This window comes from Streptomyces sp. NPDC127068, assembly GCF_042724695.1.
In the GTDB taxonomy this organism is placed as follows: Bacteria; Actinomycetota; Actinomycetes; order Streptomycetales; family Streptomycetaceae; genus Streptomyces.
The window spans coordinates 92,456-117,678 of record NZ_JBHXEN010000018.1 but is presented as its reverse complement, the minus strand read 5'-3'; the positions used below and the strand labels follow the sequence as shown (position 1 = coordinate 117,678).

Annotated in this window: 22 protein-coding genes; 13 read left to right on the top strand and 9 right to left on the bottom strand. The window is 72.4% G+C overall.

The window, feature by feature from the left end:
* Nucleotides 1-369 precede the first annotated feature (369 nt).
* The 5 genes from ACFWIA_RS14115 to hemB all read left to right on the top strand — a co-directional run bounded on the left by ACFWIA_RS14115 (nucleotide 370) and on the right by hemB (nucleotide 6,548).
* A complete protein-coding gene (locus ACFWIA_RS14115) occupies nucleotides 370-1,164 on the top strand; it encodes a redox-sensing transcriptional repressor Rex (protein WP_387003819.1) in 795 nt (264 codons plus the stop codon).
* Complete coding sequence (locus tag ACFWIA_RS14110; RefSeq protein ID WP_387003816.1) at nucleotides 1,161-2,720, top strand: glutamyl-tRNA reductase; 1,560 nt, start codon at nucleotides 1,161-1,163, stop codon at nucleotides 2,718-2,720. Before ACFWIA_RS14115 ends, ACFWIA_RS14110 begins: the two co-directional genes overlap by 4 nt.
* Complete coding sequence (gene hemC, locus ACFWIA_RS14105; RefSeq protein ID WP_387003814.1) at nucleotides 2,717-3,676, top strand: hydroxymethylbilane synthase; 960 nt, start codon at nucleotides 2,717-2,719, stop codon at nucleotides 3,674-3,676. The genes ACFWIA_RS14110 and hemC overlap by 4 nt, the downstream gene beginning before the upstream one ends.
* Nucleotides 3,673-5,367, top strand: a complete 1,695-nt coding sequence (locus tag ACFWIA_RS14100) for a uroporphyrinogen-III synthase (RefSeq protein WP_385494903.1) — start codon at nucleotides 3,673-3,675, stop codon at nucleotides 5,365-5,367. The genes hemC and ACFWIA_RS14100 overlap by 4 nt, the downstream gene beginning before the upstream one ends.
* Nucleotides 5,368-5,552: 185 nt before the next feature.
* On the top strand, nucleotides 5,553-6,548 hold the full coding sequence (gene hemB / locus ACFWIA_RS14095; protein WP_387003811.1) for a porphobilinogen synthase: 996 nt from the start codon (nucleotides 5,553-5,555) through the stop codon (nucleotides 6,546-6,548).
* A gap of 201 nt (nucleotides 6,549-6,749) precedes the next feature.
* Here hemB and ACFWIA_RS14090 read toward each other — a convergent pair whose 3' ends face one another.
* The 4 genes from ACFWIA_RS14090 to ACFWIA_RS14075 form a co-directional block, all read right to left on the bottom strand.
* Nucleotides 6,750-7,184 carry a hypothetical protein gene (locus ACFWIA_RS14090; protein WP_387003808.1) on the bottom strand — a complete coding sequence of 145 codons (435 nt, stop codon included), beginning with the start codon at nucleotides 7,182-7,184 and terminating at the stop codon, nucleotides 6,750-6,752.
* A gap of 143 nt (nucleotides 7,185-7,327) precedes the next feature.
* The gene (locus tag ACFWIA_RS14085) at nucleotides 7,328-8,221 is read right to left on the bottom strand and encodes an NAD(P)-dependent oxidoreductase (protein ID WP_387003805.1); all 894 of its coding nucleotides are present in this window, start codon (nucleotides 8,219-8,221) and stop codon (nucleotides 7,328-7,330) included.
* Between the two features lie 86 nt (nucleotides 8,222-8,307).
* Nucleotides 8,308-9,591 (bottom strand): sensor histidine kinase, encoded by a 1,284-nt coding sequence (locus tag ACFWIA_RS14080; protein WP_387003867.1) that lies wholly within the window; start codon nucleotides 9,589-9,591, stop codon nucleotides 8,308-8,310.
* 86 nt (nucleotides 9,592-9,677) lie between these two features.
* Nucleotides 9,678-10,334 (bottom strand): response regulator transcription factor, encoded by a 657-nt coding sequence (locus ACFWIA_RS14075; RefSeq protein ID WP_387003803.1) that lies wholly within the window; start codon nucleotides 10,332-10,334, stop codon nucleotides 9,678-9,680.
* 276 nt (nucleotides 10,335-10,610) lie between these two features.
* Between ACFWIA_RS14075 and ACFWIA_RS14070 the strand changes: the two genes are divergently transcribed.
* The 6 genes from ACFWIA_RS14070 (at nucleotide 10,611) to ACFWIA_RS14045 (ending at nucleotide 16,842) form a co-directional block, all read left to right on the top strand.
* A complete protein-coding gene (locus ACFWIA_RS14070) occupies nucleotides 10,611-11,147 on the top strand; it encodes a hypothetical protein (protein WP_387003800.1) in 537 nt (178 codons plus the stop codon).
* 38 nt (nucleotides 11,148-11,185) lie between these two features.
* The gene (locus tag ACFWIA_RS14065; protein ID WP_387003797.1) at nucleotides 11,186-12,373 is read left to right on the top strand and encodes an efflux RND transporter periplasmic adaptor subunit; all 1,188 of its coding nucleotides are present in this window, start codon (nucleotides 11,186-11,188) and stop codon (nucleotides 12,371-12,373) included.
* Nucleotides 12,370-13,068 (top strand): ABC transporter ATP-binding protein, encoded by a 699-nt coding sequence (locus tag ACFWIA_RS14060; protein WP_387003794.1) that lies wholly within the window; start codon nucleotides 12,370-12,372, stop codon nucleotides 13,066-13,068. Before ACFWIA_RS14065 ends, ACFWIA_RS14060 begins: the two co-directional genes overlap by 4 nt.
* A gap of 89 nt (nucleotides 13,069-13,157) precedes the next feature.
* Nucleotides 13,158-14,348, top strand: coding sequence for an ABC transporter permease (locus ACFWIA_RS14055; RefSeq protein WP_387003864.1), 1,191 nt, complete (start codon nucleotides 13,158-13,160; stop codon nucleotides 14,346-14,348).
* Between the two features lie 392 nt (nucleotides 14,349-14,740).
* Complete coding sequence (locus ACFWIA_RS14050) at nucleotides 14,741-15,490, top strand: hypothetical protein (protein ID WP_387003791.1); 750 nt, start codon at nucleotides 14,741-14,743, stop codon at nucleotides 15,488-15,490.
* A gap of 140 nt (nucleotides 15,491-15,630) precedes the next feature.
* Entirely contained in the window at nucleotides 15,631-16,842 is a 1,212-nt protein-coding gene (locus ACFWIA_RS14045) for a PLP-dependent aminotransferase family protein (RefSeq protein WP_387003788.1), read from the top strand.
* Here ACFWIA_RS14045 and ACFWIA_RS14040 read toward each other — a convergent pair.
* Both ACFWIA_RS14040 and argS read right to left on the bottom strand, forming a co-directional pair.
* The gene (locus tag ACFWIA_RS14040; protein ID WP_385494918.1) at nucleotides 16,826-17,311 is read right to left on the bottom strand and encodes a beta-class carbonic anhydrase; all 486 of its coding nucleotides are present in this window, start codon (nucleotides 17,309-17,311) and stop codon (nucleotides 16,826-16,828) included. The two genes, ACFWIA_RS14045 and ACFWIA_RS14040, sit on opposite strands and share 17 nt — an antisense overlap.
* A gap of 335 nt (nucleotides 17,312-17,646) precedes the next feature.
* A complete protein-coding gene (gene argS / locus ACFWIA_RS14035; RefSeq protein WP_387003785.1) occupies nucleotides 17,647-19,425 on the bottom strand; it encodes an arginine--tRNA ligase in 1,779 nt (592 codons plus the stop codon).
* A gap of 159 nt (nucleotides 19,426-19,584) precedes the next feature.
* On the opposite strand from argS, the gene lysS reads away from it, so the two are divergent.
* Together lysS and ACFWIA_RS14025 are read left to right on the top strand one after the other, a co-directional pair.
* Nucleotides 19,585-21,318 (top strand): lysine--tRNA ligase, encoded by a 1,734-nt coding sequence (gene lysS, locus ACFWIA_RS14030; protein ID WP_387003782.1) that lies wholly within the window; start codon nucleotides 19,585-19,587, stop codon nucleotides 21,316-21,318.
* Nucleotides 21,319-21,448: 130 nt separating this feature from the next.
* The gene (locus ACFWIA_RS14025) at nucleotides 21,449-21,664 is read left to right on the top strand and encodes a hypothetical protein (protein WP_387003779.1); all 216 of its coding nucleotides are present in this window, start codon (nucleotides 21,449-21,451) and stop codon (nucleotides 21,662-21,664) included.
* 14 nt (nucleotides 21,665-21,678) lie between these two features.
* On the opposite strand, the gene ACFWIA_RS14020 is transcribed toward ACFWIA_RS14025, so the two are convergent.
* From ACFWIA_RS14020 to ACFWIA_RS14010, 3 genes are all read right to left on the bottom strand, one after another.
* Entirely contained in the window at nucleotides 21,679-23,199 is a 1,521-nt protein-coding gene (locus ACFWIA_RS14020) for a DUF2637 domain-containing protein (protein ID WP_387003776.1), read from the bottom strand.
* A 145-nt stretch (nucleotides 23,200-23,344) separates the two neighbouring features.
* Entirely contained in the window at nucleotides 23,345-24,232 is an 888-nt protein-coding gene (locus ACFWIA_RS14015) for a DUF3558 family protein (RefSeq protein ID WP_387003773.1), read from the bottom strand.
* Nucleotides 24,233-24,355: 123 nt separating this feature from the next.
* Nucleotides 24,356-25,222: a DUF3558 domain-containing protein gene (locus ACFWIA_RS14010; RefSeq protein ID WP_387003770.1), complete on the bottom strand. Its 867-nt coding sequence runs from the start codon at nucleotides 25,220-25,222 to the stop codon at nucleotides 24,356-24,358.
* Between the last annotated feature and the right edge of the window lies 1 nt (nucleotide 25,223).

Below are 25,223 nucleotides of genomic sequence, written 5' to 3'. Positions count from 1 at the left end.
CGTGGGGCGGGCGGTGGTTGGCCGGAAACGGGTGTCCGTCAGGGGGCGATTCGGGACCGAGTGGGCACTTTAGGGCTAAAGGACGGGTTACGATCGTGGCTGTTCGGATGCCGCTTGGCTTCGGTTCGACTTCGGGGGGCGGGGTTGTGTTGAGGAGTGTGTTCCGCTTTGCCCCCTTCAGGTGAGCGTTCTGGGTGTCCGTGCGTCGGTTCCCGGAACGTGCGTCGAGAGTGCGTGACCCCGGTCACGTTGGCCGGGCAAATCGGACACCATCTTTGTGCACGCGTTCACAAAGACATAGCCTTCTGTCGACGGGGCGGTCCCGGCACACTCGGCCGCCCACAGCCCCGCTCTACCCGCAGGAGCACCGTGGCAACTGGCCGAACACACCGACCGGCGACCCGTAGCCGAGGGATTCCCGAGGCCACCGTCGCCCGGCTTCCGCTGTACCTCCGCGCCCTCAACGGGCTGTCCGAGCGCTCGGTTCCCACGGTGTCCTCGGAGGAGTTGGCGGCGGCGGCGGGCGTCAACTCCGCCAAGCTCCGCAAGGACTTCTCGTACCTCGGCTCCTACGGCACCCGCGGGGTCGGCTACGACGTCGAGTACCTCGTGTACCAGATCTCCCGCGAGCTGGGGCTGACCCAGGACTGGCCCGTGGTCATCGTCGGCATCGGCAACCTCGGCGCCGCGCTCGCCAACTACGGCGGGTTCGCCTCCCGGGGGTTCCGGGTCGCCGCGCTCATCGACGCCGATCCGGCGATGGCGGGCAAGCCGGTCGCCGGCATCCCCGTCCAGCACACCGATGAGCTGGAGAAGATCATCGATGAGAACGGGGTCTCCATCGGGGTCATCGCCACGCCCGCCGGGGCCGCGCAGCAGGTGTGCGAGCGGCTCGTCGCCGCCGGGGTGACGTCCATCCTCAACTTCGCGCCGACCGTCCTGAGCGTTCCGGACGGCGTCGACGTGCGCAAGGTCGACCTCTCCATCGAACTCCAGATCCTCGCCTTCCACGAGCAGCGCAAGGCCGGGGAGGAACTGACCGAGGCGGCCGAGGCGGCCGACGCCGTCGAGGAGCCCGCGAAGGGCACCGACGCGGTGGCCGAGGGCGCCCGCGCCCCGCGCAAGGGACCCGACGGGGACGTACCCGCCGTGATGCCGGCATGAGTCTCCTCGTCGTCGGGCTGAGTCACCGCACCGCGCCCGTGAGCGTGCTGGAGCGCGCCACGCTGTCCCGGCACAGCCAGGGCGCGCTGCTGCACGACGCCCTGGCCACCGAACCCACGGCCGAGGCCGCGGTCCTCGCCACCTGCAACCGCATCGAGCTGTACGCGGACGTCGACAAGTTCCACGCGGGCGTCGCCGAACTGTCCACCCTGCTCGCCCGGCACAGCGGCGTCGGGCTGGACGAGCTGACGCCCCACCTGTACGTCCACTACGAGGACCGGGCCGTTCACCACTTGTTCTCGGTGGCCTGCGGACTCGACTCGATGGTCGTCGGGGAGGGGCAGATCCTCGCGCAGATCAAGGACGCCCTCGCCGTCTCCCAGGACCTGCACACCGCCGGGCGGCTGCTCAACGACCTCTTCCAGCAGTCGCTGCGGGTCGGCAAGCGCGCCCACTCCGAGACCGGGATCGACCGGGCCGGGCAGTCGCTCGTCACCTTCGGGCTCCAGCAGTTCGCCGGCACCGACCCGGTGGCGGGGGACGCCGCCGCGTCGCTCACCGCCTGGGCGAAGGGCAAGCGGGCCCTGGTCATCGGCGCCGGTTCGATGTCCTCGCTGGCCGCCGCGACCCTGGCGCGCGCGGGCGTCGCCGAGGTCGTCGTCGCCAACCGGACCCTGGACCGCGCCGAGCGCCTGGTGGCGATCCTCGGCGAGCCCGGTGGCACGGGGGTGTCCGCCCGGGCGGTCCCGATGGACAAGGTGGCCGCGGAGCTGACACGTGCAGACGTCGTGGTGTCCTGCACCGGGGCGTCCGGGCTGGTGCTGACGGCGCAGGACGTGGCCGACGCCATCGCCGGGCGCGCCGTCGAGGACGCCGTGTCCGGAGCGCCCGCCACCCCGCCGGTGCTGCTCGACCTCGCGATGCCGCGGGACGTCGACGCGGCGGTGCACGACCTCGAAGGGGTCCGGCTCGTCGACATCGAGTCCCTCGCCGAGGCGTCCGCCGACGCGCCGATGGCCGCCGACGTCGACCAGGTCCGCACGATCGTCTCCAGTGAGGTCGAGACCTTCGGCGCCGCCCAGCGGGCCGCGCACATCACCCCCACGGTGGTCGCGCTGCGCACCATGGCCGCCGACGTCGTCGCCGGGGAGATCGCCCGCCTGGAAGGGCGGCTGCCCGATCTCGCCGACAAGGAACGCGCGGAGATCACCCAGACCGTCAAGCGCGTGGTCGACAAGCTGTTGCACGCGCCGACCGTACGGATCAAGCAGCTCGCCGCCGAACCCGGTGGCGCGGGGTACGCGGACGCGCTGCGCACCCTGTTCGACCTGGACCCGGAGGCCGTCGCCTCCGTCTCGCGCGCCGAGCGGCCCCGGTGGAACGACACCGACCCGCGCGGTGAGTCGGGAATCGAGGTGCCGGGCGCGGCCCACCTCGCCCGGCTCGCCGAAGTACCCGGCCGCACGGGCGCCCCCCAGGGCATCGCTGGCGTACCCCTGGACGTCACCGGTGTCCCCCCGAACGTCACGAACGGCAGGAACCGAGGACGCGCATGACTGAGAAGGCACTGAGGCTGGGGACCAGGCGCAGCAAGCTCGCCACCGCCCAGTCCGGACTCGTGGCCCGGGCCGTCCGGGAGTTGACCGGGCGCGACGTCGAACTGGTCGAGATCACCACGTACGGCGACACCTCGCGCGAGCACCTGGCGCAGATCGGTGGCACCGGCGTGTTCGTGGCCGCGCTGCGCGAGGCGCTGTTGCGCGGCGAGGTGGACTTCGCGGTGCACTCGCTGAAGGACCTGCCGACGGCTCCCGCCGAGGGGCTCGTGCTGGCGGCCGTGCCGGAGCGCGAGGACCCGCGGGACGTGTTGGTGGCCCGTGACGGGCTCACCTTCCCGGAGCTGCCGGACGGGGCGCGGATCGGTACCGGTTCGCCGCGTCGGATGGCGCAGCTCAACGCGTACGCCCGGGATCACGGGATGACCGTCGAGACGGTCGCGATCCGCGGGAACGTGGACACGCGCATCGGATACGTACGGGACGGTGAGCTCGACGCCGTCGTGCTCGCCGCCGCCGGACTGCACCGGATCGGCCGGATCGGTGAGGTCACCGACTTCCTGTCCGTCGACACGGTGCTGCCCGCCCCCGGCCAGGGGGCCCTGGCGATCGAGTGTGCCGCGCAGGACGCGTCCCTCGTCGCCGTGCTCGCGGAACTGGACGACCCGTTGACGCGGGCCGCCGTGACCGCCGAGCGTTCCCTGCTCGCCGCCCTGGAGGCCGGTTGCAGTGCCCCTGTCGGGGCGCTGGCCGACCTGTTGGCCGACGGGCAGATTGTCAAGGAGATGCGCTTGCGCGGTGTCGTCGGTACGACCGACGGCTCGACGCTGGTGCAGCTGTCCACCACCGGTCCCGTGCCCTCCACGCAGGAGCAGGCCATGGCGCTCGGTCGCGAACTCGCGACCGAGATGCTGGCCAAGGGCGCGGCCGGTCTGATGGGGGAGCGAGAACTTTGAGCCCCACCGCCTCGAACCATTCCGCCGTTCCCGCACACGGGCACGTCACCTTCCTGGGTGCCGGACCGGGTGATCCGGGGCTGCTGACCCTGCGCGCCGTGGAGGCGCTCGCGGGTGCGGACGTACTGATCGCCGAGCCCGATGTGCTCGATGTGGTCCGGGCGCACGCCAGGGTGGGTGTCACCGTCCTGGACGCTGCCTCGCCCCGGTCGCCCTCGGGCGCACCGGACCAGGCTGCTGACGGGGCGTCAACTGCCGTCGGTGGTCCCGTGTTGAGGGACACGGCCAATCTTGTCATGGAGGCCGCCCGGGGCGGCAAGCGGGTCGTGCGCGCGGTGCCGGGTGACCCCGGCCTCGACACGTACGCGGCCGGCGAGATGCTGGTGTGCGCGTCCGGCGGGGTGCCCTTCGAGGTGGTGCCCGGGATCGCCGCCGCCGTCGGGGTGCCCGCGTACGCGGGGGTGCCGTTGCGCGACGAGCAGGGCACCGACGTGCGGTTCGTGGACGCGCGGACCGCCTCCGAGCGCTGTTGGTCCGAGGTCGGGGCGTCGGACGGGACCCTGGTGGTCTCGGCGACGTTGGAGACGGTGGCCGCGGCGGCGGGCGAGCTCGTCGCGGCGGGCCGCAAGCCGGACACCCCGTTGACGGTGACCGTGGGCGGGACGACGACCCGCCAGCGGACCTGGTCCGCGACGCTCGGGACGATCGCGCAGGCCCTGAAGCAGGCGAAGGTGCTGCCCGCGCCGGACGGGGGCCGCCCGGTGATAGCCGTGGTCGGCGAGTGTTCGGCCGCGGCCCAGCGGGACCGGCTGTCGTGGTTCGAGTCCAAGCCGCTGTTCGGCTGGCGGGTGCTGGTGCCGCGGACCAAGGAGCAGGCGGCGTCGCTCTCCGACCAGTTGCGTTCCTACGGTGCGGTGCCGCACGAGGTGCCCACCATCGCGGTGGAGCCGCCGCGGACCCCGCAGCAGATGGAGCGGGCCGTGAAGGGCCTGGTCACCGGCCGCTACGAGTGGATCGCGTTCACCTCCGTCAACGCGGTGAAGGCGGTCCGGGAGAAGTTCGAGGAGTACGGGCTCGACGCGCGGGCGTTCGCGGGGATCAAGGTGGCCGCGGTCGGCGAGCAGACCGCCGCCGCGCTGGTCGCGTTCGGCGTCAAGCCGGACCTGGTGCCGAGCGGCGAGCAGTCGGCCGCCGGTCTGCTGGAGGACTGGCCCCCGTACGACCCGGTGTTCGACCCGATCGACCGGGTGTTCCTGCCGCGGGCCGACATCGCCACCGAGACGCTGGTGGCCGGGCTGATCGAGCTGGGTTGGGAGGTGGACGACGTCACGGCCTACCGGACCGTGCGGGCGTCGCCGCCGCCGGCGGACACCCGCGAGGCGATCAAGGGCGGCGGGTTCGACGCGGTGCTGTTCACCTCGTCCTCGACGGTGCGGAACCTGGTGGGCATCGCCGGGAAGCCGCACAACGTCACCGTCATCGCCTGCATCGGCCCCGCCACCGCGAAGACGGCGGAGGAGCACGGGCTGCGGGTGGACGTGATGGCGCCGGAGCCGTCCGTGCACAAGTTGGCCGCCGCGCTGGCCGACTTCGGCGCGGCCCGGCGGGACGCCGCGGTGGAGGCGGGCGAACACGTGACCCGGCCCAGCGAGCGGCGGCCCGGGGCACGGCGCAGGCGCGCCACCCCGTAGGTTGGAGTCAGTGCGGACGCCCCGTGGCGGGGGTCCGCCCGAACCGCCAGGGGCGGGCCCGGCCCGCCCCCAGCGGCGGTCGCCGGGCCCGTCGGCCGTGGCGGGGGCGGACCGCGTTCGACCGGGGCCGATCCGGGACCCGGGGCACACGCCCCGGGCCGTGACGGTACGGAGCTGGTGTTGTCGTGAGTGAGTACGGTTCTTTCCCCGGGGTGCGTCCCCGGCGGCTGCGGTCGACCGCGGTGATGCGCCGGATGGTCGCCGAGACCCGGTTGGACCCCGCGGACCTGGTCCTGCCCGCGTTCGTGCGGGAGGGCGTCAACGAGCCGGTGGCGATCCGGTCGATGCCCGGGGTGTACCAGCACACCCTGGACAGCCTGCGGAAGGCCGCGGTGGACGCGGTGGGGTCCGGGGTGTCCGGGATCATGCTGTTCGGGGTGCCCGAGGAGGGCAAGAAGGACGCGCTGGGGACCCCGGGGACCGACCCGGACGGCATCCTCCAGGTGGCGCTGCGCGCGGTGCGCTCCGAGGTCGGGGACGACCTGCTCGTGATGTCGGACCTGTGTCTGGACGAGGTCACCGACCACGGTCACTGCGGGGTGCTCGACGCGCAGGGCCGGGTCGACAACGACGCGACGTTGGAGCGCTACGCCGAGATGGCGCAGGTGCAGGCGGACGCGGGGGCCCATGTGGTGGGGCCCAGCGGGATGATGGACGGTCAGGTCGGGGTGGTCCGGGACGCGCTGGACCAGATCGACCGGGACGACGTGGCGATCCTCGCGTACACGGCGAAGTACGCGTCCGCGTTCTACGGTCCGTTCCGGGAGGCCGTCGGGTCCTCGCTGACCGGTGACCGCAAGACGTACCAGCAGGACCCGGCGAACGTCCGTGAGTCGATGCGGGAGTTGGCGCTGGACCTGGCGGAGGGCGCGGACCTGGTGATGGTCAAGCCGGCGGGTCCGTACCTGGACGTGTTGGCGCGGGTCGCGGGCGCGGTGGACGTGCCGGTGGCCGCGTACCAGATCTCCGGTGAGTACGCGATGATCGAGGCGGCGGCGGAGAAGGGGTGGATCGACCGGGAGCGGGCGATCCTGGAGTCCCTGCTCGGCATCAAGCGGGCCGGTGCGAGCGTGATCCTCACGTACTGGGCCACGGAGGTGGCGCGGGGGGTGCGGGGCTGAGCGCGAGCACCTGTGCGTCCGGATCGCCGTCGGTGCGTTTCGCTGAGCTGCTGCTCGGTCTCGGTGCCGGCCTGCGCGTGCGTCGTCGATGAGTGCCGGGCCACCGTGGTGGTGCGGGGCTGACGTGGTCGCTCGTACGGGTGGGGCGTGGGTCGGGCCCGGCGGGGCCGTGGGGTCGCCGGGCCCGACCCGTGTGGGGGGTCAGGCGTGGACGTCGATGGCCTGGGAGCAGACGTCGGACGCGTCGGTCCCGTAGCAGATCCAGAACTTCCACCTGCTGCCCTCGGTCAGGTCCCCGCTCGCCGAGTCATAGCTGGGGGCGGGCTTGCCCTTGGTGGTGGCGGTGCGCACGACCGTGTAGTTCGTCCGGGCGAGGTAGCCGGTGATGTGCTGGCCGTCCGTTCTGAGGTCCGTCACGACGATGGTGTCGCCCGGGTTACCGGCGATCGGGTCGACGGTCCACGTCCCCTCCGCGGCGTACTGGCCGTTCACATACGCCTTGATGGTCGGCCCGTACTGGCTGGTTCCGTAGGTGAACGTGGTGGCTGCGCTTGCCGTTCCCGAACCGATCGTCATGTTGGCGGTGAGTGCCAGGGCGCCGGCCGCGAGAAGTGAACCCAGCTTGCGTCGCATCATGTCCTGTCCTTCAGCGGGTGGTGAATGAGGTCTCTGCTGGAACAGGGAGAGTGGAGCACCGGACGGCTCTGATTCGCTATGCGCTGTGTTGTTGTTGACGTATTCGCGCCCGCTTCCTCGGAATTCGTTTGTCGTTGGGGGAGTTACTTTCGGACGAGTTCCGCGAGGCGGGACAGTCCGTCGGCTGCGTGGCCCTCTTCGACGGAGCGCTTGAAGAGTGCGGCCAGGGGTTCGAAGAGGTCGGTGCTGACGCCCTGGGCGCGGTAGAGGTCCAGGAGGTTGTCGAAGGCGGGTGCCTGCATGCCGAGGCTGGCGACGTCGGTGAGGTGGTCGCCGGAGTCGAGGGCCCGGGCGTAGTCGGCGGTGAGGCCCTGGGTCATCGCGATGACCCAGTTCTCCAGCAGGGGGCCGAACTCGGCCGCGGGGACGTTCGCCGAGCGCATCACGGCGAACGCCTGGCTGATGCCCGTGATCATGCCGTACATGCCGGTGAGCAGGGACATGTCGTACAGGGCCGCGAATCCGGGATCGGTGCCGGTCCAGCGGGTGCCGCCGAGCGCGGCCAGGGTCGCGCGGTGCGTCTCGTAGGCCTGCTCGTCGCCGCTGTAGAGGACGTACCCGGCGGGCGTCGCGATCATCTGGGGGACGGCCATGATGCCGCCGTCGAGGTAGGCGGCGCCCTGTGCCTCGACCCAGGCGGCGAGGGTGCGGGCCTGGTCGGGGGTGCCGTTGGTGAGGTTGGCGAGGACGCGCCCGGCGAGGGAGTCGGCGAGCGGCTCCAGCAGTTCGCTGACGTTGTCGTAGGTGGTGAGGCACAGGATGGTCAGGTCGCTGGCGGCTATCGCGGCGGCCGGGGAATCAGCGGGAACCGCCCCCTGGGCGGCGAGAATTCCGACCTTCGCCGGACTTCGGTTCCACACCGTCACTTGGTGGCCCGCATTGAGGAGGGCGGCGGCGAGGGCCGAACCCATCAAGCCGAGTCCGATAACGGAAACGCGGGCGGGAGCGGAAGCGGGGGTGGCGGTGAACTCGGACATCGTGGAATTCCTCTGACGGTGCGTCGACTTGTGGTTGGCCAAATTCTCTTCCAGGGGGTGGAAGCCCACAAGTACTGACTTCTTCGTCAGATACCCACCGAATGGTCAGTGTCGAGGTCCGCGAACTCGTCGGACTCGTCGGCGGCCGGGAGCGTCACCGTGATCGTCAGGCCGCCGCCCTCGCGGGGTCGGGCGGTGACCCCGCCGTCGTGCGCGTGGGCGATCGACCGGACGATGGACAGCCCGAGCCCCGCGCCCTTCGCGCTGACGAGTCGTTCGGCGCCCCGGCGGCGGAACGGTTCGAACAGGGTGGGGACCTCGTACGCGGGGATCACGGGGCCCGTGTTGCTGACGGTCACCTGGACGTTGCCGGGTTCGGCGGCGTCGGGGCCGGTGCTGATCTCCAGCCGACCGCCGGGACCGCTGTTGTGGCGCACCGCGTTCTCCACCAGGTTGTGCACCAGGCGTTCCAGGAGCAGGGCGTCCCCCGTGGTGAGGGCTTCCCGGGTGGTGTGGTCGACGGTGACCTCCGCCGCCCCGGCCTCCGCGGCGGTCTGGGCGACGACGTGTTCCACCACGTCCGCGAGGTCCACGGGGGCCCGTTCGGTGATCGCGTTCTCGGAGGACGCGAGCATCAGCAGTCCGTTGATGAGCCGTTCGTGCCGGACGTTGATCGCCAGCAGGTTCTCGCCCAGCTGCTGGACGTCCTCGGAGGCGTCCCGGCGGTGCATCGCCACCTCGACCAGGGCCCGGCCCAGGGTCAGTGGGGTGCGCAGCTCGTGGGAGGCGTTCGCGACGAAGCGGCGCTGTCCGTCGAAGGACCGGTCGAGGCGTTCCACCATGGTGTCGAAGGTGTCCGCGAGGTCCTTCACCTCGTCGTCGGGGCCGTGCAGCGCGATGCGTTCGTGCAGGCCCCGGACGGCGGCGGGCGCCACGGCGATCCGCCGGGCGGTGTCGGTGACCCGGCGCAGCGGGGTCAGTACCCGGCCCGTGACGAGCCAGCCGAGGCCGGCCGCGGCCCCGCCCACCACGACCAGGGCGATGCTGCTCTGGGTGAGCAGGGCCGTTCCTGCGGCCGACCGCAGCCGCTTGCGTTCGTCGGAGAGGAACTCCGCGGCGGCCTCCTGGCCCTGGAGGACCGCACCGTTCTTCATCAGGTAGACCCGGGTCCGGTCGCCGGGGTCCCGCAGCGGGCTGGCCGGACCGGTGACGGAGCCGCTCACGCTGACCGAGCTCGGGTCGGGCATCAGCTTGGGCCCGGTCTCCTCGGCCCGCTGGTCGAACAGGACGTAGGTGACGGTCAGCAGGACCAGTCCGGCGACCAGGAATAGTCCGCCGTACAGGAGGGTGAGCCGGGCCCGCAGGGTCATGCGGCGCGGGGCCAGTCGGCGGGGCAGCAGCCGTAGGACACGGCCGGTGCGGGGGCTGCGGGGGCCGCGACGGCGGCGGGTGGTGGTCACGGGATGCGGTACCCGACGCCGGTCACCGTTTCGACGGCCGGGGGCGCGTCGAGTTTGCGGCGGAGTTTGAGGATGGTCAGTCGCACCACCCCGGAGAACGGATCGGCGTGTTCGTCCCATGCCTTCTCCAACAGGGTCTCCGCCGACACGGGTGCCCCGTCGGCGCGCAGCAGTTCCGCCAGGACGGCGAATTCCTTGGGGGACAGCGGTACGTACCGTCCGTCGCGGTACACCTCGCGGCGGGCGGGGTCCAGGGTGATGCCGGAGCGGCGCAGTACGGGTGGTGCGGCGGGGCGGGAGCGGCGGCCCAGCGAGTGGACGCGGGCGGCTAGTTCCGGGAACGCGAACGGCTTCGTCAGATAGTCGTCCGCGCCCAGGGACAGCCCGGCCACCCGGTCGGCGACCTGGGCCGCCGCCGTCAGCATCAGCACGCGAGCGGCGGCGCCCCAGCCGACCAGTTCGCGGCACACCTCGTCGCCGTGGACGGTCGGGATGTCCCGGTCGAGGACGACCACGTCGTAGGCGTGGACCGTCAGCCGTTCCAGGGCCGCCGCTCCGTCGTACGCGATGTCGACCGCGTGGGTCTCCCCGCGCAGCCATTCCGCGATGGCGTCCGCGAGCAGGGGTTCGTCCTCCACCACGAGTACCCGCATGCCGTTGTCCTCCGCCGTTCCTCGCCGTCCGTGGTCCGCCCGGGTGTCGTCCGCGGCGGGGTGCGGGCGGGCCGGTGCGGGCCCGCCGTCAGGACATCGTCCCGGCTGCCGTGTTTCTTCCCCGTTAGCCGTCAACCAGCCTGCATCTGCGGCGGGTTGACGGAAACACCGGAGAAACAGTCGATGGCGTTCCCTCGGTGCCACGGGGCGGCCCGCCGGGGCGATGTGCTGACGGGGGGCCGCCGCGTGGACCAGACGACCAGAGGAGACGACACGATGCGATCCAGGACGCGGGGCGCGCTGGCTGCGGCGCCCGTGGCCCTCGCCCTGCTGCTCACCGGATGCGGGGGCGGCGGCAGCGGCGACAAGGTTGCTTCGGCGGACGGCGGGAAGTCGAAGGGGCCCGGCGCCGTCGAGAGCCTGAGCCCCGAGCAGCGGGCCCTGAAGTTGACCGAGTGCCTGCGCAAGAACGGCCTCGACGTCGAGGACCCGAAGCCCGGCGGCGGAGTGCTGATCGGCGGGGGCAGCAACAAGAAGACGGACCGGGCCAAGGCGGACAAGGCGATGGCCGCCTGCCGCAAGTGGGCTCCGCAGGGCATGACGAAGGGCGGCGACCCGAAGGCGATGAACGGGATGCGCGAGTACGCCAAGTGCATGCGCGAGAACGGGGTGGACGAGTTCCCCGACCCGGAGAAGGGGGCGATGCGGTTGGACCGGAGCATCGCCGAGGACCCTGACTTCGAGGCGGCCGACAAGAAGTGCAAGTCCAAGCTGGGCAAGGGCGGCGGACTGACGCGTCAGGGCAAGGGCTGATGGCGGGGGACGGGCGGCCGGTGGCCGATCGACCCGCCGTGACCGAGCCGACCGCTGCCGCGGAGGGGGCCGCCGCGGAGGGGGGCGCCGTCCAGGAGGTGCGCGAGGAGACCGAGAACGCCTCGGCGGCCGGCCCCCGGGTGGCCCGCCGCAAGCGGCGGGCCCGTCGCGGCGGCCTGTTCGCCGGGATCGCGGTGCTGGTCGCGGGCGGGGCCGTGGCGGCGGCGACCCTCGGCCTGGGCGGGGCGGACGCGGAGACCCGTGACGACTCCGCACTGCCGCCGAAGACCGCCGAGGTGGACCGTAGGGACCTGAAGGACGCGCAGAGCGAGGACGGTTCGCTGGGCTTCGGCGCCTCCCGGACGGCCACCGCGCGGGTCGGCGGCACGTTGACCGACGTGCCGAAGGCCGGTGCGACCGTCAAGCGGGGCGGGGCGCTGTACGAGGTGGACGGCGCGCCGGTGACGTTGCTGTACGGGTCGAAGCCCGCCTACCGGGCGTTGCGTGCGGGCGTGGAGGGCGAGGACGTACGGCAGTTGGAGCGCAACCTCGTGGCGCTCGGGTACGGCGGCGGGTTCACCGTCGACGACGAGTTCAGCGACAAGACCGCTGCGGCCGTCAAGGAGTGGCAGGAGGACCTGGGGGTGAAGGAGACCGGGACCGTGGACCTGGGGCGGGTCGTGTTCGCCTCCGGTCGGGTCCGGGTGGACAGCGTCGACGCGGAGGAGGGCGCCGCGCTCACCCCCGGCGGGAAGGTCCTCACGTACACCGGCATCGACAAGGCGGTCACCGTCGAACTCGACCCGTCGGACCAGGAGTTGGCGAAGGAGGGCACCAAGGTCGATGTGGTGCTGCCGGACGACACCGTGGCCAAGGGCGTGGTGGACGAGGTCAGCACGGTCATCACTCCCGGTACCGACGGCGAGGACGCGAAGACCACCGTCGAGGTCGTCATCGGTCTGACCGAGGCCAAGGGCCGCAAGGCCGCCGACCGCTACGTGCTGGCCGCGGTCGACGTGGAGTTCTCCTCCGGCACCCGCAAGGACGTGCTCACCGTCCCGGTCGCCGCGCTGCTGGCCCTCTCGGAGGGCGGTTTCGGCGTCGAGGTCGTGGAGGGCGGTACTTCCCGCTACGTGGCGGTCGAACCGGGACTGTTCGCCGACGGTCGGGTCGAGATCACCGGCGAGGGCCTCACCGAGGGCACGAAGGTGGGGATTCCGGAGTGATCGAGCTGGATCGGGTGACCCGGACCTACCCCGGCGGGGTACGCGCGCTGGACGGGGTGTCCCTGTACGTCGCCCCGGGGGAACTCGTCGCCATCGTCGGCCCGTCGGGCTCGGGGAAGTCGACCATGCTGAATCTGCTCGGCACCCTGGACCGGCCCACCTCCGGGCACGTCCACATCGACGGTTACGCGGTCGGGGAGCTGAACGACGCGCAGTTGTCGGCGCTGCGGGCGTCCCGGATCGGGTTCGTGTTCCAGAGCTTCCACCTGGCGGCCGGGACCACCGCACTGGACAACGTCGCCGACGGGTTGCTGTACACCGGTCTGCGGTCCGGGCAGCGGCGCCGCCGGGCCGCGGAGGTGCTGGAGCGGGTCGGCCTCGGCCACCGGCTCGACCACGAGCCCCAGGAGCTGTCCGGGGGCGAGCGGCAGCGGGTCGCCATCGCGCGGGCCGTCGCCGGGGAGCCGGCGCTGCTGCTCGCCGACGAGCCGACGGGCGCCCTCGACTCCCAGTCAGGTGCCGGGGTGATGGACCTGTTGTGGGAGCTGAACGCCGCCGGGACCACCGTCGTCGTGATCACGCACGAGCGGGAGATCGCCGAGTCGCTGCCCCGGCAGGTGCGGATGCGGGACGGCCGGATGGTCGCGGACGAGGTCCGTGCCGTCGCGCCGGGCCGGGACGGGGTGCTGCTGTGAGCGCGGGTTCCGCGACGAGGGCCGCCGCGGGCAACGGCACCGGGCGGCGTGCCCGGCGTCCGGACGGCGGCGCGGGGGCCCGGCCGCGGCTGAAGCCCGCGCGGCTGTCCGCGGGGGACGTGCTGAAGGTCGGCGCGGTGGGGCTGCGCACCCGCCCGCTGCGGGCGTTCCTGTCCGCGCTCGGCATCGCGATCGGCATCGCCGCGATGGTGGGCGTGGTCGGCATCTCGTCCTCCTCGCGCGCCGGACTCGACCGCACCCTCGACGCGTTGGGCACCAATCTGCTGACCGTCAGCCCGGGCAACACGATGATGGGCAAGCAGGCCACGCTGCCGTTGACGGCGGAGCGCATGGTGTCGCGGATCGGTCCGGTGGAGTCGGTCTCGGCGATCGGGGAGGTCGCGGACGCCAATGTGTACCGCAACGACCGCATCCCCAAGGCGGAGACCAACGGCATCTCGGTCTTCGCGGCGCGCGAGGACCTGCGGACGGCGGTCGGTGCGGGGCTGCGCTCCGGGGCCTGGCTGAACGGGGTGACCGGGCGGTATCCGGCGGTCGTCCTCGGCTCGGACGCGGCGGACCGGCTCGGCATCGGGAAGGTCGACCCGGACACCCGGGTGCTCATCGGCAAGCGCTGGTTCACGGTCGTCGGGGTCCTCGAAGCGTCCCCGCTCGCACCGGAGTTGGACGTCGCGGCGCTGGTCGGATGGGCGGGGGCGACCTCGTACCTCGGGTTCGACGGGCATGCGACCACCATCTACACGCGGTCGAAGGAGTCGGCGGTGCCCCAGGTGCAGTCGGTGCTCGGTGCGACCGCCAACCCGGAGCAGCCCGACGAGGTCAACGTGTCCCGGCCCTCCGACGCGCTGACCGCGCAGAAGGCCGCCGGCGAGGCGTTCACCGGGCTGCTGCTCGGGCTCGGCGGGGTGGCGCTGCTGGTCGGCGGGGTCGGCGTGGCCAACACCATGGTGATCTCGGTGTTGGAGCGGCGGGCCGAGATCGGGCTGCGGCGCTCGCTGGGCGCGACGCGGGGGCAGATCCGTACGCAGTTCCTCGCGGAGTCGCTGTTGCTGTCGGCGCTCGGCGGGCTGGGCGGGGCCGTCCTCGGCTCGGGGGTGACCACCGGGTTCGCGGTCTACCAGGGTTGGCCGACGGTCGTTCCGCTGTGGGCGGTCGCCGGTGGCGTGGGGGCGACCCTGGTCATCGGGGGGATCGCGGGCCTCTACCCGGCGGTGCGGGCTTCGCGGCTGGCGCCGACGGAGGCGCTGGCCGCGACCTGAGGTGACGGGTCGCCGGCCGGCGACGGAGCGGGGCGGGAGGGCGCCCGGGGCGACCCGGGTGACGGTACGGCGGGGGATGCCGGACCGCTGGCCCTCCCGCCCCGTTCCGCTGTCCGGACCGTGCCCGCCGGGAGGTGTGCAGGGGGCGCGTCGACCGTGCTCCCGGGCCGGCGGCGCGCGGTGGGGCGTACCGCGGGGCGAACTCCCGCACCTGTGGGGCGGGTACGGATCGCGGGCCCGGTGCGCCGCGGCGTTGACGGACGGGTCGTGGTCGGCCACGCGGCGTGAACAGGGCCGGGAGGCGGTGGATTTGACGGGGCGTCGGGCCGGTTAATGTCTGGGCTGTGGTGGTCGGCGGTGATCACCCGTGGCCTGGGCGAAATGGACTCTCCATGACCGATCTGTTCACCGTGTCCGTCGACGGCGTCGAGGGGCCGGCCTTCCGCGGTCGGATACACCTCCTCGGTGCCGACGCCGTTCGGGTGCCCCGCGAGAACTCCTTCCCCGTCGCGCTGTTGGCCGATGCCTGGGCCCGGCTGGACCGCGGTCGGCTGGGCGACGAGGAGGAGGCGGTGACCCGGCCCGTCGACCGGTACCCGTTCTCCGCGGAGCGCGGCCGGCAGATCGCGGCGGGCATGCGGCTCGCCGGGGAGTTCCACGATCTGCACGCCTGTCTCGCCGGGCGGTTGCTGCGGGTGACGGACGAGGGCTTCCTGCTGTCCGAGGACGGCAGCACCCTCGTCGAACCCCGGCGCCGGGCCACCGAGGTGTACGACCTGGGGGGTTCCGGGCGCGATGACGTCTCCCCGTACGTCCGCACCCTGCGGGACACCGACGAACTCGCCCGTCGGGCCGCCGCCATCGTCACCGGGTACGAGATCGGGCCGCTGCGCAACGTGCCGTTGTGGAGCGAGGTGGCCGCCGTCGAGCCCGACGAGTGGGAGCCGGGCCTGGAGGAGATGGCGACCTGGACGGAGTCCGCCGATCTCGACTACTGGCGCACCTGGCGGCTGTTGGACGGCCGTCCCTTCGAGGAGCAGCCGTACGCGGAGGTCGTCGTCAAGGTCACCGACGCCGGGTACCTGGAGCACCTCACGGAGGGCATGCGCTGGTCGACGGCCCGGACCGGCGCGGTGGGGTGAGACCGCGCCGGCACCGCGGTGCACCGTGCGGCCGGGCCCGCTGTCCGGATCGCGGAACGGTGGGTGTACACGGCATGCGTCTCGCTAGGGTGCCGCCACAGCCGCCGGGCCCGGTCGGGCCCCGTCCTCCAGGAGTCCCCGTGAGCACTGTCGTGGCACCCCCTCCGTTCGCCGCCCGCGCCTCTGCCGTGGGCGGGTCGCCGGTCCGGGACATCCTGTCCGTCGTGGGCCGCCCCGGGATGATCAACTTCGCGGGCGGGCTGCCCGCGCCCGAGCTGTTCGACGCCGCGGGGGTCGCCGCCGCCTTCCGGGAGGTGCTGGAGGGCGCCGCCGCGCGGGCGCTCCAGTACGCCACCACCGAGGGCGAGCCCGTGCTGCGCGAGGCGCTCGCCCGGCGGACCGCCGACCGGGGGCTGCCCACCGACGCGGACGACGTCCTCGTCACCACCGGATCGCAGCAGGCGCTGTCCCTGCTGGCGCAGGCGCTCGTGGACCCCGGTGACACCGTCTTGGTGGAGCGGCCCTGCTACCTCGCGGCGATACAGGCGTTCTCCTTCGCCGGCGCCCGGGTCGTCGCCGTGCCGGGGGACGCCGACGGGGTGGACCCCGAGGAGCTGGACCGGCTCACCGTCCGGCTGCGGCCCAAACTGTTCTACTCGGTGCCGACCTTCCAGAACCCCACCGGACGGACCGTTCCGCTGGAGCGGCGGATCGCCGTCGCGGAGGTGGCCGCGCGCCGCGGACTGTGGCTGGTGGAGGACGACCCGTACGGGGAGCTGCGGTTCGAGGGCCGGCGGGTGCCCTGGATCGCCTCGCTCGACGGCGCCCGTGACCGCACCGCACTGCTCGGCAGCTTCTCCAAGGTGATGGCGCCGGGTCTCCGGCTCGGTTGGCTGCGGGCGCCCGCCGCGCTGCTGCGCGCCTGCGCGGTCGCCAAGCAGGCCGCGGACCTGCACACGCCGACCGTCAACCAGCTCGCCGCCGCCCGTTACCTCGCCGACCGGGACCTCGACGCCCATGTGCGGACCGTGGCCGCCGCGTACGGGGAGCGGCGGGACGCGCTGCTCGCGGGGCTCGCCGAGGCCCTGCCCCCGGGGTCGACGTGGACCCGTCCGGAGGGCGGCATGTTCGTGTGGGCCCGGCTGCCCGACGGCCACGACACCGGGGCGCTGCTGCGGGCGACGGTCGCGGAGGGCGTGGCCTACGTGCCCGGGGCGCCCTTCCACTGCGACACCCCGGACCCGGCGACCCTGCGCCTGTGCTTCGTCACCCACACCCCGGACGAGATCCGGCTCGGCCTGGAACGCCTCGCCCGGGTGCTGCGGAATCCGGCGGTCACTTCACCTCGTTGAGGTTCCCCGTCGCCACGTCGAACACGAATCCGCGAATGCGCGTGTACGGGACGAAGGGGCTCGTCTCGATGCGCCGGATCGATTGCCGGACGTCGTCGTCCAGGCTCTTGAAGGATTCCGGCGACCAGGCCGGACGAATCAGCGTTTCCTCTTCGATCTCGTGTTTGAATTCATCGTCGGTGAAAGTGAGCATTCCGCAATCCGTGTGGTGGATGAGCATGACGGTGCGGGTGCCGAGCAGGCGCTGACTGATCACCAGGGAACGGATCACGTCCTCGGTGATGACCCCGCCCGCATTGCGGATGACGTGCGCGTCTCCCGGGCGCAGGCCCAGGATCGAGAAGATGTCCATGCGCGCGTCCATGCACGCGACGACGGCGAGCCGCCTTTTCGGGGGGAGGGAGAGGGGCCCGGAGAACGTCGTCGCGAACGTCGCGTTGTTCTCCAGGAACTCATCGGTCACTGACATGTTCAGGACCTCGCATTCCTATGAAGATCGGTGCCCGTGCCCGTACGGTCGGACGCCGTACCGCTATGGCGGGGAAACAGTAGCGGCGAATTGCACACGCCCCGGGAATCCCGTCAACAGAGAAACAAGAAAGCAACGCCCCAGAAACACCCACAGCACAGCACAGCGCACGTCGCCCGGGGGTGCCCCGACAGGGGCGCGAGGAACTGCGCGCCCAGCCCCAACGCACCCGCACGCGACCACGCACCCGCACGGGTACCCCACCGAGACGGGGAACGGGGGCGCAGCCGCACACGGCCACGCCCCCGTACACCCCGACGGGCGGACGCCCGAACTCAGAGGCGCTCAGGCGTCCGGATGCCCAACAGGTCCATGCCCCGGTGCAGGGTCGTCGCAGTGACCTCGCACAGGAACAGCCGGTTCTCGCGCTGCTCGTCCGTGTCCGCCTTGAGCACCGAGCACTTGTCGTAGAACGTGGTGAACAGCGAGGCCACCTGGTACAGGTACGCGGTGACCTTGTGCGGGGCGTACTCGGCCGCCGCCTCCGCCACCGTGTCGCCGAACTGGTCCAGGTGCAGGCCGAGCGCCCGCTCGGCGTCTTCGAGGGCCAGCTCCGGGTGGGCCGCCGCCCGCGCCTCGCCCGCCTTGCGCAGGATCGAACGGATGCGGGCGTACGCGTACTGGAGGTACACGCTGGTGTCGCCGTGCAGCGACACCATCTGGTCCAGGTCGAACTTGTAGTCACGGTTCGCGGACGTCGACAGGTCCGCGTACTTCACCGCGCCGATGCCGACCTGGGTGCCCCGCTGGACGATCTCCTCCTCGGTCAGCTGCCCCAGGTGGTCCTTCTCCCGGACGACCGCCGTGGCCCGCTGCACCGCCTCGTCCAGCAGGCCCTCCAGCCGCACCGTCTCGCCCTCACGGGTCTTGAACGGCTTGCCGTCGGCGCCGAGCACCGTGCCGAACGCCAGCTGCACGGCCCGCACCTCGTCGTTCAGCCAGCCCGCGCGACGGGCCGTCTCGAAGACCATCCGGAAGTGCAGTGCCTGCCGTGCGTCCACCACGTACAGCAGGGTGGACGCCTTCAGGTGGAAGACCCGGTCACGGATCGCCGACAGGTCGGTGGCCGCGTAGCCGTAGCCGCCGTCGGACTTGCGGACGATCAGCGGCGTCGGATTGCCGTCCGCGCCCAAGACGTCGTCGAAGAACACGCACAGCGCGCCCTCCGAGCGGACCGCCACGCCCGACTCCTCCAACAGCCGGCAGGTCTCCTCCAGCATGTCGTTGTAGCCGGACTCGCCGACCACGTCCGGGTCGCGGACCTCCATGTCCAGCTTGTCGAAGACCGAGTGGAAGTAGACCTTCGACTCGTCGACGAACCGCTGCCACAGCTCACGGGTGAGCGGATCGCCGGACTGGAGCGCGACCACCCGGCGGCGGGCCCGCGCCTTGAAGTCCTCGTCCGCGTCGAACAGCGTCCGCGCCGCCTTGTAGAGGCGGTTCAGGTTCGACATGGCGGTGGTGCCCTCGGCGTCGGCGCCGTCGTCGTCCTTTTCCCGGTCCAGCTCGTGCGGGTGGTCGATCAGGTACTCGATGAGCATCCCGAACTGGGTGCCCCAGTCGCCGATGTGGTGCCGGCGCACGACCGTCTCGCCCGCGAACTCCATCAGCCGGACCACGGCGTCGCCGATCACCGCCGACCGCAGGTGCCCGACGTGCATCTCCTTGGCCACGTTCGGCTGCGCGTAGTCGACGACCGTGGTGCCCGGGTCCGCGGCGAGCGGCACGCCGAGGCGGCCCTCCCCGTCGGCGAGCCGCGCGGCCAGGTTCTCGGTGATCGCCCGGTCGGTGACCGTGATGTTGAGGAAGCCGGGGCCCGACACCTCGATCTCGCCGATCACCCCGCCGGCGGGGAGCGCGTCCGTGACCTTGCCGGCCAGCTCGCGCGGGTTGGCCTTCGCCTTCTTCGCCAGGGCCAGGATGCCGTTGGCCTGGAAGTCGGCCCGGTCGCTCCGTCGCAGCAGCGGGTCCGCGGCGCCGGCCTCCGGCAGGGCCGCTCCCGTCCGCCCGCGCTCACCGCGACCGCACGGAGGGCCCGCACCGAAGTATCCCACGCGCCCCGCGCCCACTGATAAGGCGTTTTCGCCCATGCGGGGGGAACTGGGAGAATGGCACGGACGGCCCGCGCACGCCCGTGCGGGGCGGTCGGCTGAGGACGGAGCGCTCCCGGGCGCCGCCACAGGGAACCACTGGGAACACTGGGAAAGAAGGACGTGCCGATCGTGGCTCAGAGCAACGAGACCACCGACTGGGTCTCCCGTTTCGCGGACGAGGTCATCGAGGAGTCGGAGCGCCGCGCCCCCGGGAAACCCGTCGTCGTCGCGTCCGGCCTGTCCCCGTCCGGCCCGATCCACCTCGGCAACCTGCGCGAGGTCATGACCCCGCACCTGGTCGCGGACGAGATCCGCCGCCGGGGCCGCGAGGTCCGCCACGTGCTGTCGTGGGACGACTACGACCGTTACCGCAAGGTGCCCGCGGGCATCGACGGCGTGGACGGGTCCTGGGCCGAGCACATCGGCAAGCCGCTGACCTCGGTGCCCGCCCCGGCGGGCTCCGCGCACCCGAACTGGGCCGAGCACTTCAAGGCCGCCATGACCGGGGCGCTCGCCGACCTCGGCGTCGCGTACGACGGCATCAGCCAGACCGAGCAGTACACCGCGGGCACCTACCGCGAGCAGGTGCTGCACGCCGTGCGGCACCGCGGCGACATCGACGCCATCCTCGCCCAGTACCGCACCAAGAAGGCCGCGCCCAAGAAGCAGCAGAAGCCGCTGGACGAGGCCGAGATCGAGGCGGCCGAGGGCTCCGGTGCCGCCGCGGAGGACGACGGGTCCTCCGGCGCCACCGGGTACTTCCCGTACAAGCCGTACTGCGGCGGCTGCGAGAAGGACCTCACCACCATCACCGCGTACGACGACGACACCACCGAGCTCTCCTACACCTGCGCGGGCTGCGGCTTCGCGGAGACCGTGCGGCTGAGCGAGTTCAACCGCGGCAAGCTGGTGTGGAAGGTCGACTGGCCGATGCGCTGGGCCTACGAGGGCGTGATCTTCGAGCCCTCCGGCGTGGACCACTCGTCGCCCGGCTCGTCGTTCCAGGTCGGCGGGCAGATCGTCGGGCCCATCTTCGGCGGGAAGCAGCCGATCGGACCCATGTACGCGTTCGTCGGGATCTCCGGCATGGCGAAGATGTCCTCCAGCAAGGGCGGGGTGCCCACCCCGGCCGACGCGCTGGAGATCATGGAGCCCCAGCTGCTGCGCTGGCTCTACGCACGGCGGCGGCCCAACCAGTCGTTCAAGATCGCGTTCGACCAGGAGATCCAGCGGCTCTACGACGAGTGGGACAAGCTCGGCGCGAAGGTCGCCGACGGGTCGGTGCTGCCCGCCGACGCCGCCGCGCACGCCCGCGCCGTGGGCACCGCGGCGGGGCCGCTGCCGACGACCCCGCACCCGCTGCCCTACCGCACCCTCGCGTCCGTCGCCGACATCACCGGCGGCCACGCGGACCAGGCGCTGCGCATCCTCGGCGAACTGGACCCGGAGCACCCGCTGACCTCGCTGGACGCGGTCCGGCCGCGGCTCGACCGGGCCGAGGCGTGGATCCTGCGGTACGTGCCCGCCGACGCCCGGACCGTGGTCAGGGCCGACGCCGACGCCGAACTGCTGTCCTCGCTCGACGACCGGGGCCGCGACTCGCTGCGGCTGCTGCTCGACGGACTGGACGCACACTGGTCGCTCGACGGGCTGACCACCCTGGTCTACGGGGTGCCGAAGGTCCTCGCCGGACTGGAGCCGGACGCCAAGCCGACGGCCGAGCTGAAGGTCGCCCAGCGCGAGTTCTTCGTGCTGCTCTACCGGCTGCTCGTCGGCCGGGACACCGGTCCGCGGCTGCCCACCCTGCTGCTCGCGGTGGGTGCCGACCGGGTGCGCAAGCTGCTCGGCGGCTGACGCCCGGGACGACCAGGGAGCCCCCGGCACCTGCCGGGGGCTCCCTGCGTCTTCGCTGCATCTTTGGGTGTAGTGCCGGTTCCGCCCCGCGCAGGACGAAACGGGTCACCGCCGGGAGGAGGGTGGAGGCATGAAGGAAATCCTCGCCATCGTCGGATGGGTCGTCGGAATCCAGGGCGGGCTCGGACTGTTCGGGCCGGTCTTCGGGGACCAGCCCATGGGACTGCTCCACCTCTGGTTCGACCTGCCCGCCGCCGTGTACGCCGTACTGCTGGTCGGCGGGCTGGCGTTGGGCGTGTGGGCGGACGTCTCCCGCAAACGGGACCGGGCGCGGGCTGCGCGCTAGTCCTCCACGAGGTCCTACGCGATGTGGTCCTCGGCCAGCTCGGTGTTGAACCGCTCCCCGAAGGACTTCACATAGCGCTTGAGTGCGGCGTCACTCTCCTGGACGCCGTACGTCGACTGGAGGTCCGCGCCGAAGCTCCCCGGGGTCGGCATGCTCCCCTGGGCCTTGAAGCTCTGGCGGAAGACCTGGTAGTACGCGTCCTGGCGGGACAGGCCCTCCGGGAACCCCGAACGCTCCTCGTCGCCCGCGACCCCGGCCGGCTCCCCTTCCGGATGCGGCAACACGGCGTCGTCCGGCGCCTGCTCGATGACGTCCCCCGTCCGCGGACCGGGCACCGTGCCGTGACCGAGCGGACGGGTCTGGTTCGGCCCCGCGGGCACGTGGAACCCCGGCCGCGGCGGCTCGGGCCGCACGTACTCCGTACCCGGGAACTCGGCTTCCGGGTACGGGGGCAGCATGTCGTCGGGCAGGGCCGCCTCGGGGTCCTCGGGCCACAGGTCGTCGCGCCACAGGTCCTCGGGCCGCATGCCCTCCGCGCGCCGGGGGGCCCGGTGCCCGTCCTCGTCCTCGTACCGCTCGTCCGGTTCGTACGTGGGGTCGTAGCCGCCCGCGTAGGGCTTCTGCTGCTGCGGGTCCTTGAACCACGGGTTGCCGTGCTCGTCGACCCCCTGGGCCTGCGCCCGGGCCGGGTTCGCGGCGGCCGGTCGGTCCGGTCCCCGGTGCTGCGGGGGTGCGGCGCCGGTGGCGGGCGCGAGTTGCCGTTCCGGCTCGTGATCGAGGGCCGGGACCGGTGCGGCGGGCGCGATCGGGGTGTTCTTGGCCTCGGCCGCGGGCAGCACGGCCGGTTCGATGCCCGCGGCGGCGAGACCCGCGGGGGCGGTCTCGGCCAGCGGGACCCCGTAGCGCGCGAGCCGCAGCGGCATCAGGGACTCCACCGGGGCCTTGCGCCGCCACGAGCGACCGAAGCGGGAGCGCAACCGCGCCTGGTAGACGAGCCGGTCCTGTTCCAACCGGATCACCTGGTCGTAACTGCGCAGCTCCCACAGCTTCATCCGGCGCCACAGCAGGAACGTCGGCAGCGGCGACAGCAGCCACCGGGTCAGCCGGACGCCCTCCATGTGCTTGTCCGCGGTGATGTCCGCGATCCGGCCCACCGCGTGCCGGGCCGCCTCGACGGAGACGACGAACAGCACCGGGATCACGGAGTGCATGCCCACGCCCAGCGGATCGGGCCAGGCCGCCGCGCCGTTGAACGCGATCGTCGCCAGGGTCAGCAGCCACGCCGTCTGCCGCAGCAACGGGAACGGGATGCGTATCCAGGTCAACAGCAGGTCCAGCGCGAGCAGTACGCAGATGCCCGCGTCGATGCCGATCGGGAACACGTAGCTGAAGTTCCCGAAGCCCTTGGCCAGGGCGAGTTCGCGCACCGCCGCGTAGGAACCGGCGAAGCCGATGCCCGCGATGATGACCGCGCCGGCGACGACCAGCCCGATGAGAATGCGGTGGGTCCGCGTCAGCTCAAGTGGTTCGGCCACCGTCGCCCCCTCCCTGCGCCGCCTGTGTCGCCGCGCCCTCGCCCTGCCGTGTGAGGCTGTTGCGCGCAACAGAGTGGCACACCTGTGCGGGTGGTCGGCGACGCGGTGCCCTCCCCGACCTCCCCTGACCAGGGCCGGGCGTGGGCTAAGCGGCCTTCTGGGGCTTGCTCTTGTCGGGGGACCGCGAGATGCCGCTGCCCGAGCCGCCGCCGGTCTTGCCCTCTTCGGAACCCTTGTCGCCCTTGTCGCCCTTGTCGTTCTTCTTGTTCTTGCTGTCCTTGTCGGCGTCGGCGGACTGCTCGTTGGCGGCGATGACCGCGGCCACCGCTTCCTTCGTCGCCTTCTGGGCCGCCTTCGTCAGGGTTTCGGCGCTCGGGGTCGCGTCACCGGCGAGGCCCGCACCGTTGTAGTCGACCGTCACGACGACGTTCTCGACGCGCGCCACGACCGTGTTCTGCTTGAAGGTGCCTTCCTTCTTCTTCAGGTCGTACGCGATCCGCTGCGCCTCGTCGCCCGTGCCGCTCAGCGGGCTGGTGGCGAGCTTCTTCGCCCCGCTCGTGCCCTGGGCGTCCGCGACCTGCTTGCCCAGGTACTCCTTGGCGAGCTTCGCGCCGGAACCGCGGTTCTGGTCGGACTCGAAGCGCAGCAGCGAGACGTTCAGCCAGCGGAACTGCGAGCCCTTCACCCCGTTGTTGTCGAGGCTGCTCCACGAGCACGTGCCGCGCGTCGCCGTGTCGTCGGAGGTGCTGGCCTTGCCCGCCCCTCCCTTCGGGGCGAGTTCCCCGCGGGTCGTCTTCGACAGCGTCTCGCACGGGTCGGGCAGCTTCGCGTAGGCCGCTTCCTCGACGGGCGGGGGCGCGGAGTCCGGGGTGGTGGAGCCGGACGCCGGGGCGCTGGACCCGCTGCCCTTCTTCGCGTCGTCGGAACCGGAGTCGGAGCCGGAATCGGACGAGCAGCCGGCCGCGCCGATGATCACCGTCGCGGTGGCCGCGCAGACGAGGGCGCGGGTGAGTCGCTGTGCTGGTCGGTGCATGGTTCCTTCACTCGTGACGCGGTGGATCAGTGGGCCTTGCGGGGTGGTCCGAGGGGTCACGGTACGCCGAACGGGTGACGGGCGGGTCCGCAACACCCCCTGCGGGGACGGGCCGGACCGCCGTCAGTTGCTCAGTCGGTCGGCCAGTCGGGCGGCGAGGTTCCGCGCCCTGTCCTGCATGTCCTTGCTGTCGGGCTGTTCGCCGGCGAGCGTCGGCTGGGCCTCGTAACCGATGGTCACGATCACGTTCGACGTGCGGAACACCACAGTCACCTCGCGGTGCTGGGCGGAGCCCGAGGAGGTGGCGGCGTCGTCGATGAAGGCGGCGTCGCCGAGGTCGTCGAGCACGCGGGGGAGCAACTCGTCCGCGGAGTCGGCGTCGCCGCTGGAGTCGGTGTCGGTGTCGGTGTCGGCCGTGGGGTCGTCCGAGGCCGCGGGCTGCGAACCCGTCCCGCCGTCGGGGGTGCCGGAGGCGTCCGGGGACGTGCTGCCGGAAGGGGAACCGGAGTTCGACGGCGTGTCCGGGGAGGAGCGGGCGGGCTCCGGGATGTCGGCGTCGGACTTCTTCGCCTCGTACACCTCCTGGGCGCGCTCCTCGTCGCTGACCTCCCCGTCGTAGGAAACCACCCGGTCCAGGTCGATCAGCAGGTGGTGGGTGGCGTCGACGGACTCGGCCTTCCAGCGGCAGCCGACCCGACGGTCGGTGTCGTAGGTGGCGGTCGCCGTGCCCTCGTAGGCATTGTTCCGCTGTTCCTCGTCGGCGATCTCCTTGATCCCGGGGAGCAGGGAGTCCAGGGTGCTGCGGTTGAGGGCGCCGCAGGGTTCGGGCAGGGTGCGGTAGCGGCCGGGTTCGGCGGCGGGCACGGAGGCGCCGGGCCCGCCCTGCTTGGCGTCGCCGGCCGAGCCGTCCGCTTCGGAGCCGCTGGTGCAGCCCGCGAGCAGGGCCGTGAGGAGTACGGCGACGCCCGGTACGTACGCCTTCCGCTGCACG

Excerpts from the sequence above, each read along its gene's own strand:
- ACFWIA_RS14075 (WP_387003803.1), bottom strand. The coding sequence starts at position 10,334 with ATGCGGGTACTCGTGGTGGAGGACGAACCCCTGCTCGCGGACGCCATC.
- hemC (WP_387003814.1), top strand. The coding sequence starts at position 2,717 with ATGACTGAGAAGGCACTGAGGCTGGGGACCAGGCGCAGCAAGCTCGCC.
- ACFWIA_RS14015 (WP_387003773.1), bottom strand. The coding sequence starts at position 24,232 with ATGCACCGACCAGCACAGCGACTCACCCGCGCCCTCGTCTGCGCGGCC.
- ACFWIA_RS14025 (WP_387003779.1), top strand. The coding sequence starts at position 21,449 with ATGAAGGAAATCCTCGCCATCGTCGGATGGGTCGTCGGAATCCAGGGC.
- ACFWIA_RS14050 (WP_387003791.1), top strand. The coding sequence starts at position 14,741 with ATGACCGATCTGTTCACCGTGTCCGTCGACGGCGTCGAGGGGCCGGCC.
- ACFWIA_RS14080 (WP_387003867.1), bottom strand. The coding sequence starts at position 9,591 with ATGACCCTGCGGGCCCGGCTCACCCTCCTGTACGGCGGACTATTCCTG.
- ACFWIA_RS14040 (WP_385494918.1), bottom strand. The coding sequence starts at position 17,311 with ATGTCAGTGACCGATGAGTTCCTGGAGAACAACGCGACGTTCGCGACG.
- ACFWIA_RS14090 (WP_387003808.1), bottom strand. The coding sequence starts at position 7,184 with ATGATGCGACGCAAGCTGGGTTCACTTCTCGCGGCCGGCGCCCTGGCA.
- ACFWIA_RS14110 (WP_387003816.1), top strand. The coding sequence starts at position 1,161 with ATGAGTCTCCTCGTCGTCGGGCTGAGTCACCGCACCGCGCCCGTGAGC.
- ACFWIA_RS14070 (WP_387003800.1), top strand. The coding sequence starts at position 10,611 with ATGCGATCCAGGACGCGGGGCGCGCTGGCTGCGGCGCCCGTGGCCCTC.
- ACFWIA_RS14085 (WP_387003805.1), bottom strand. The coding sequence starts at position 8,221 with ATGTCCGAGTTCACCGCCACCCCCGCTTCCGCTCCCGCCCGCGTTTCC.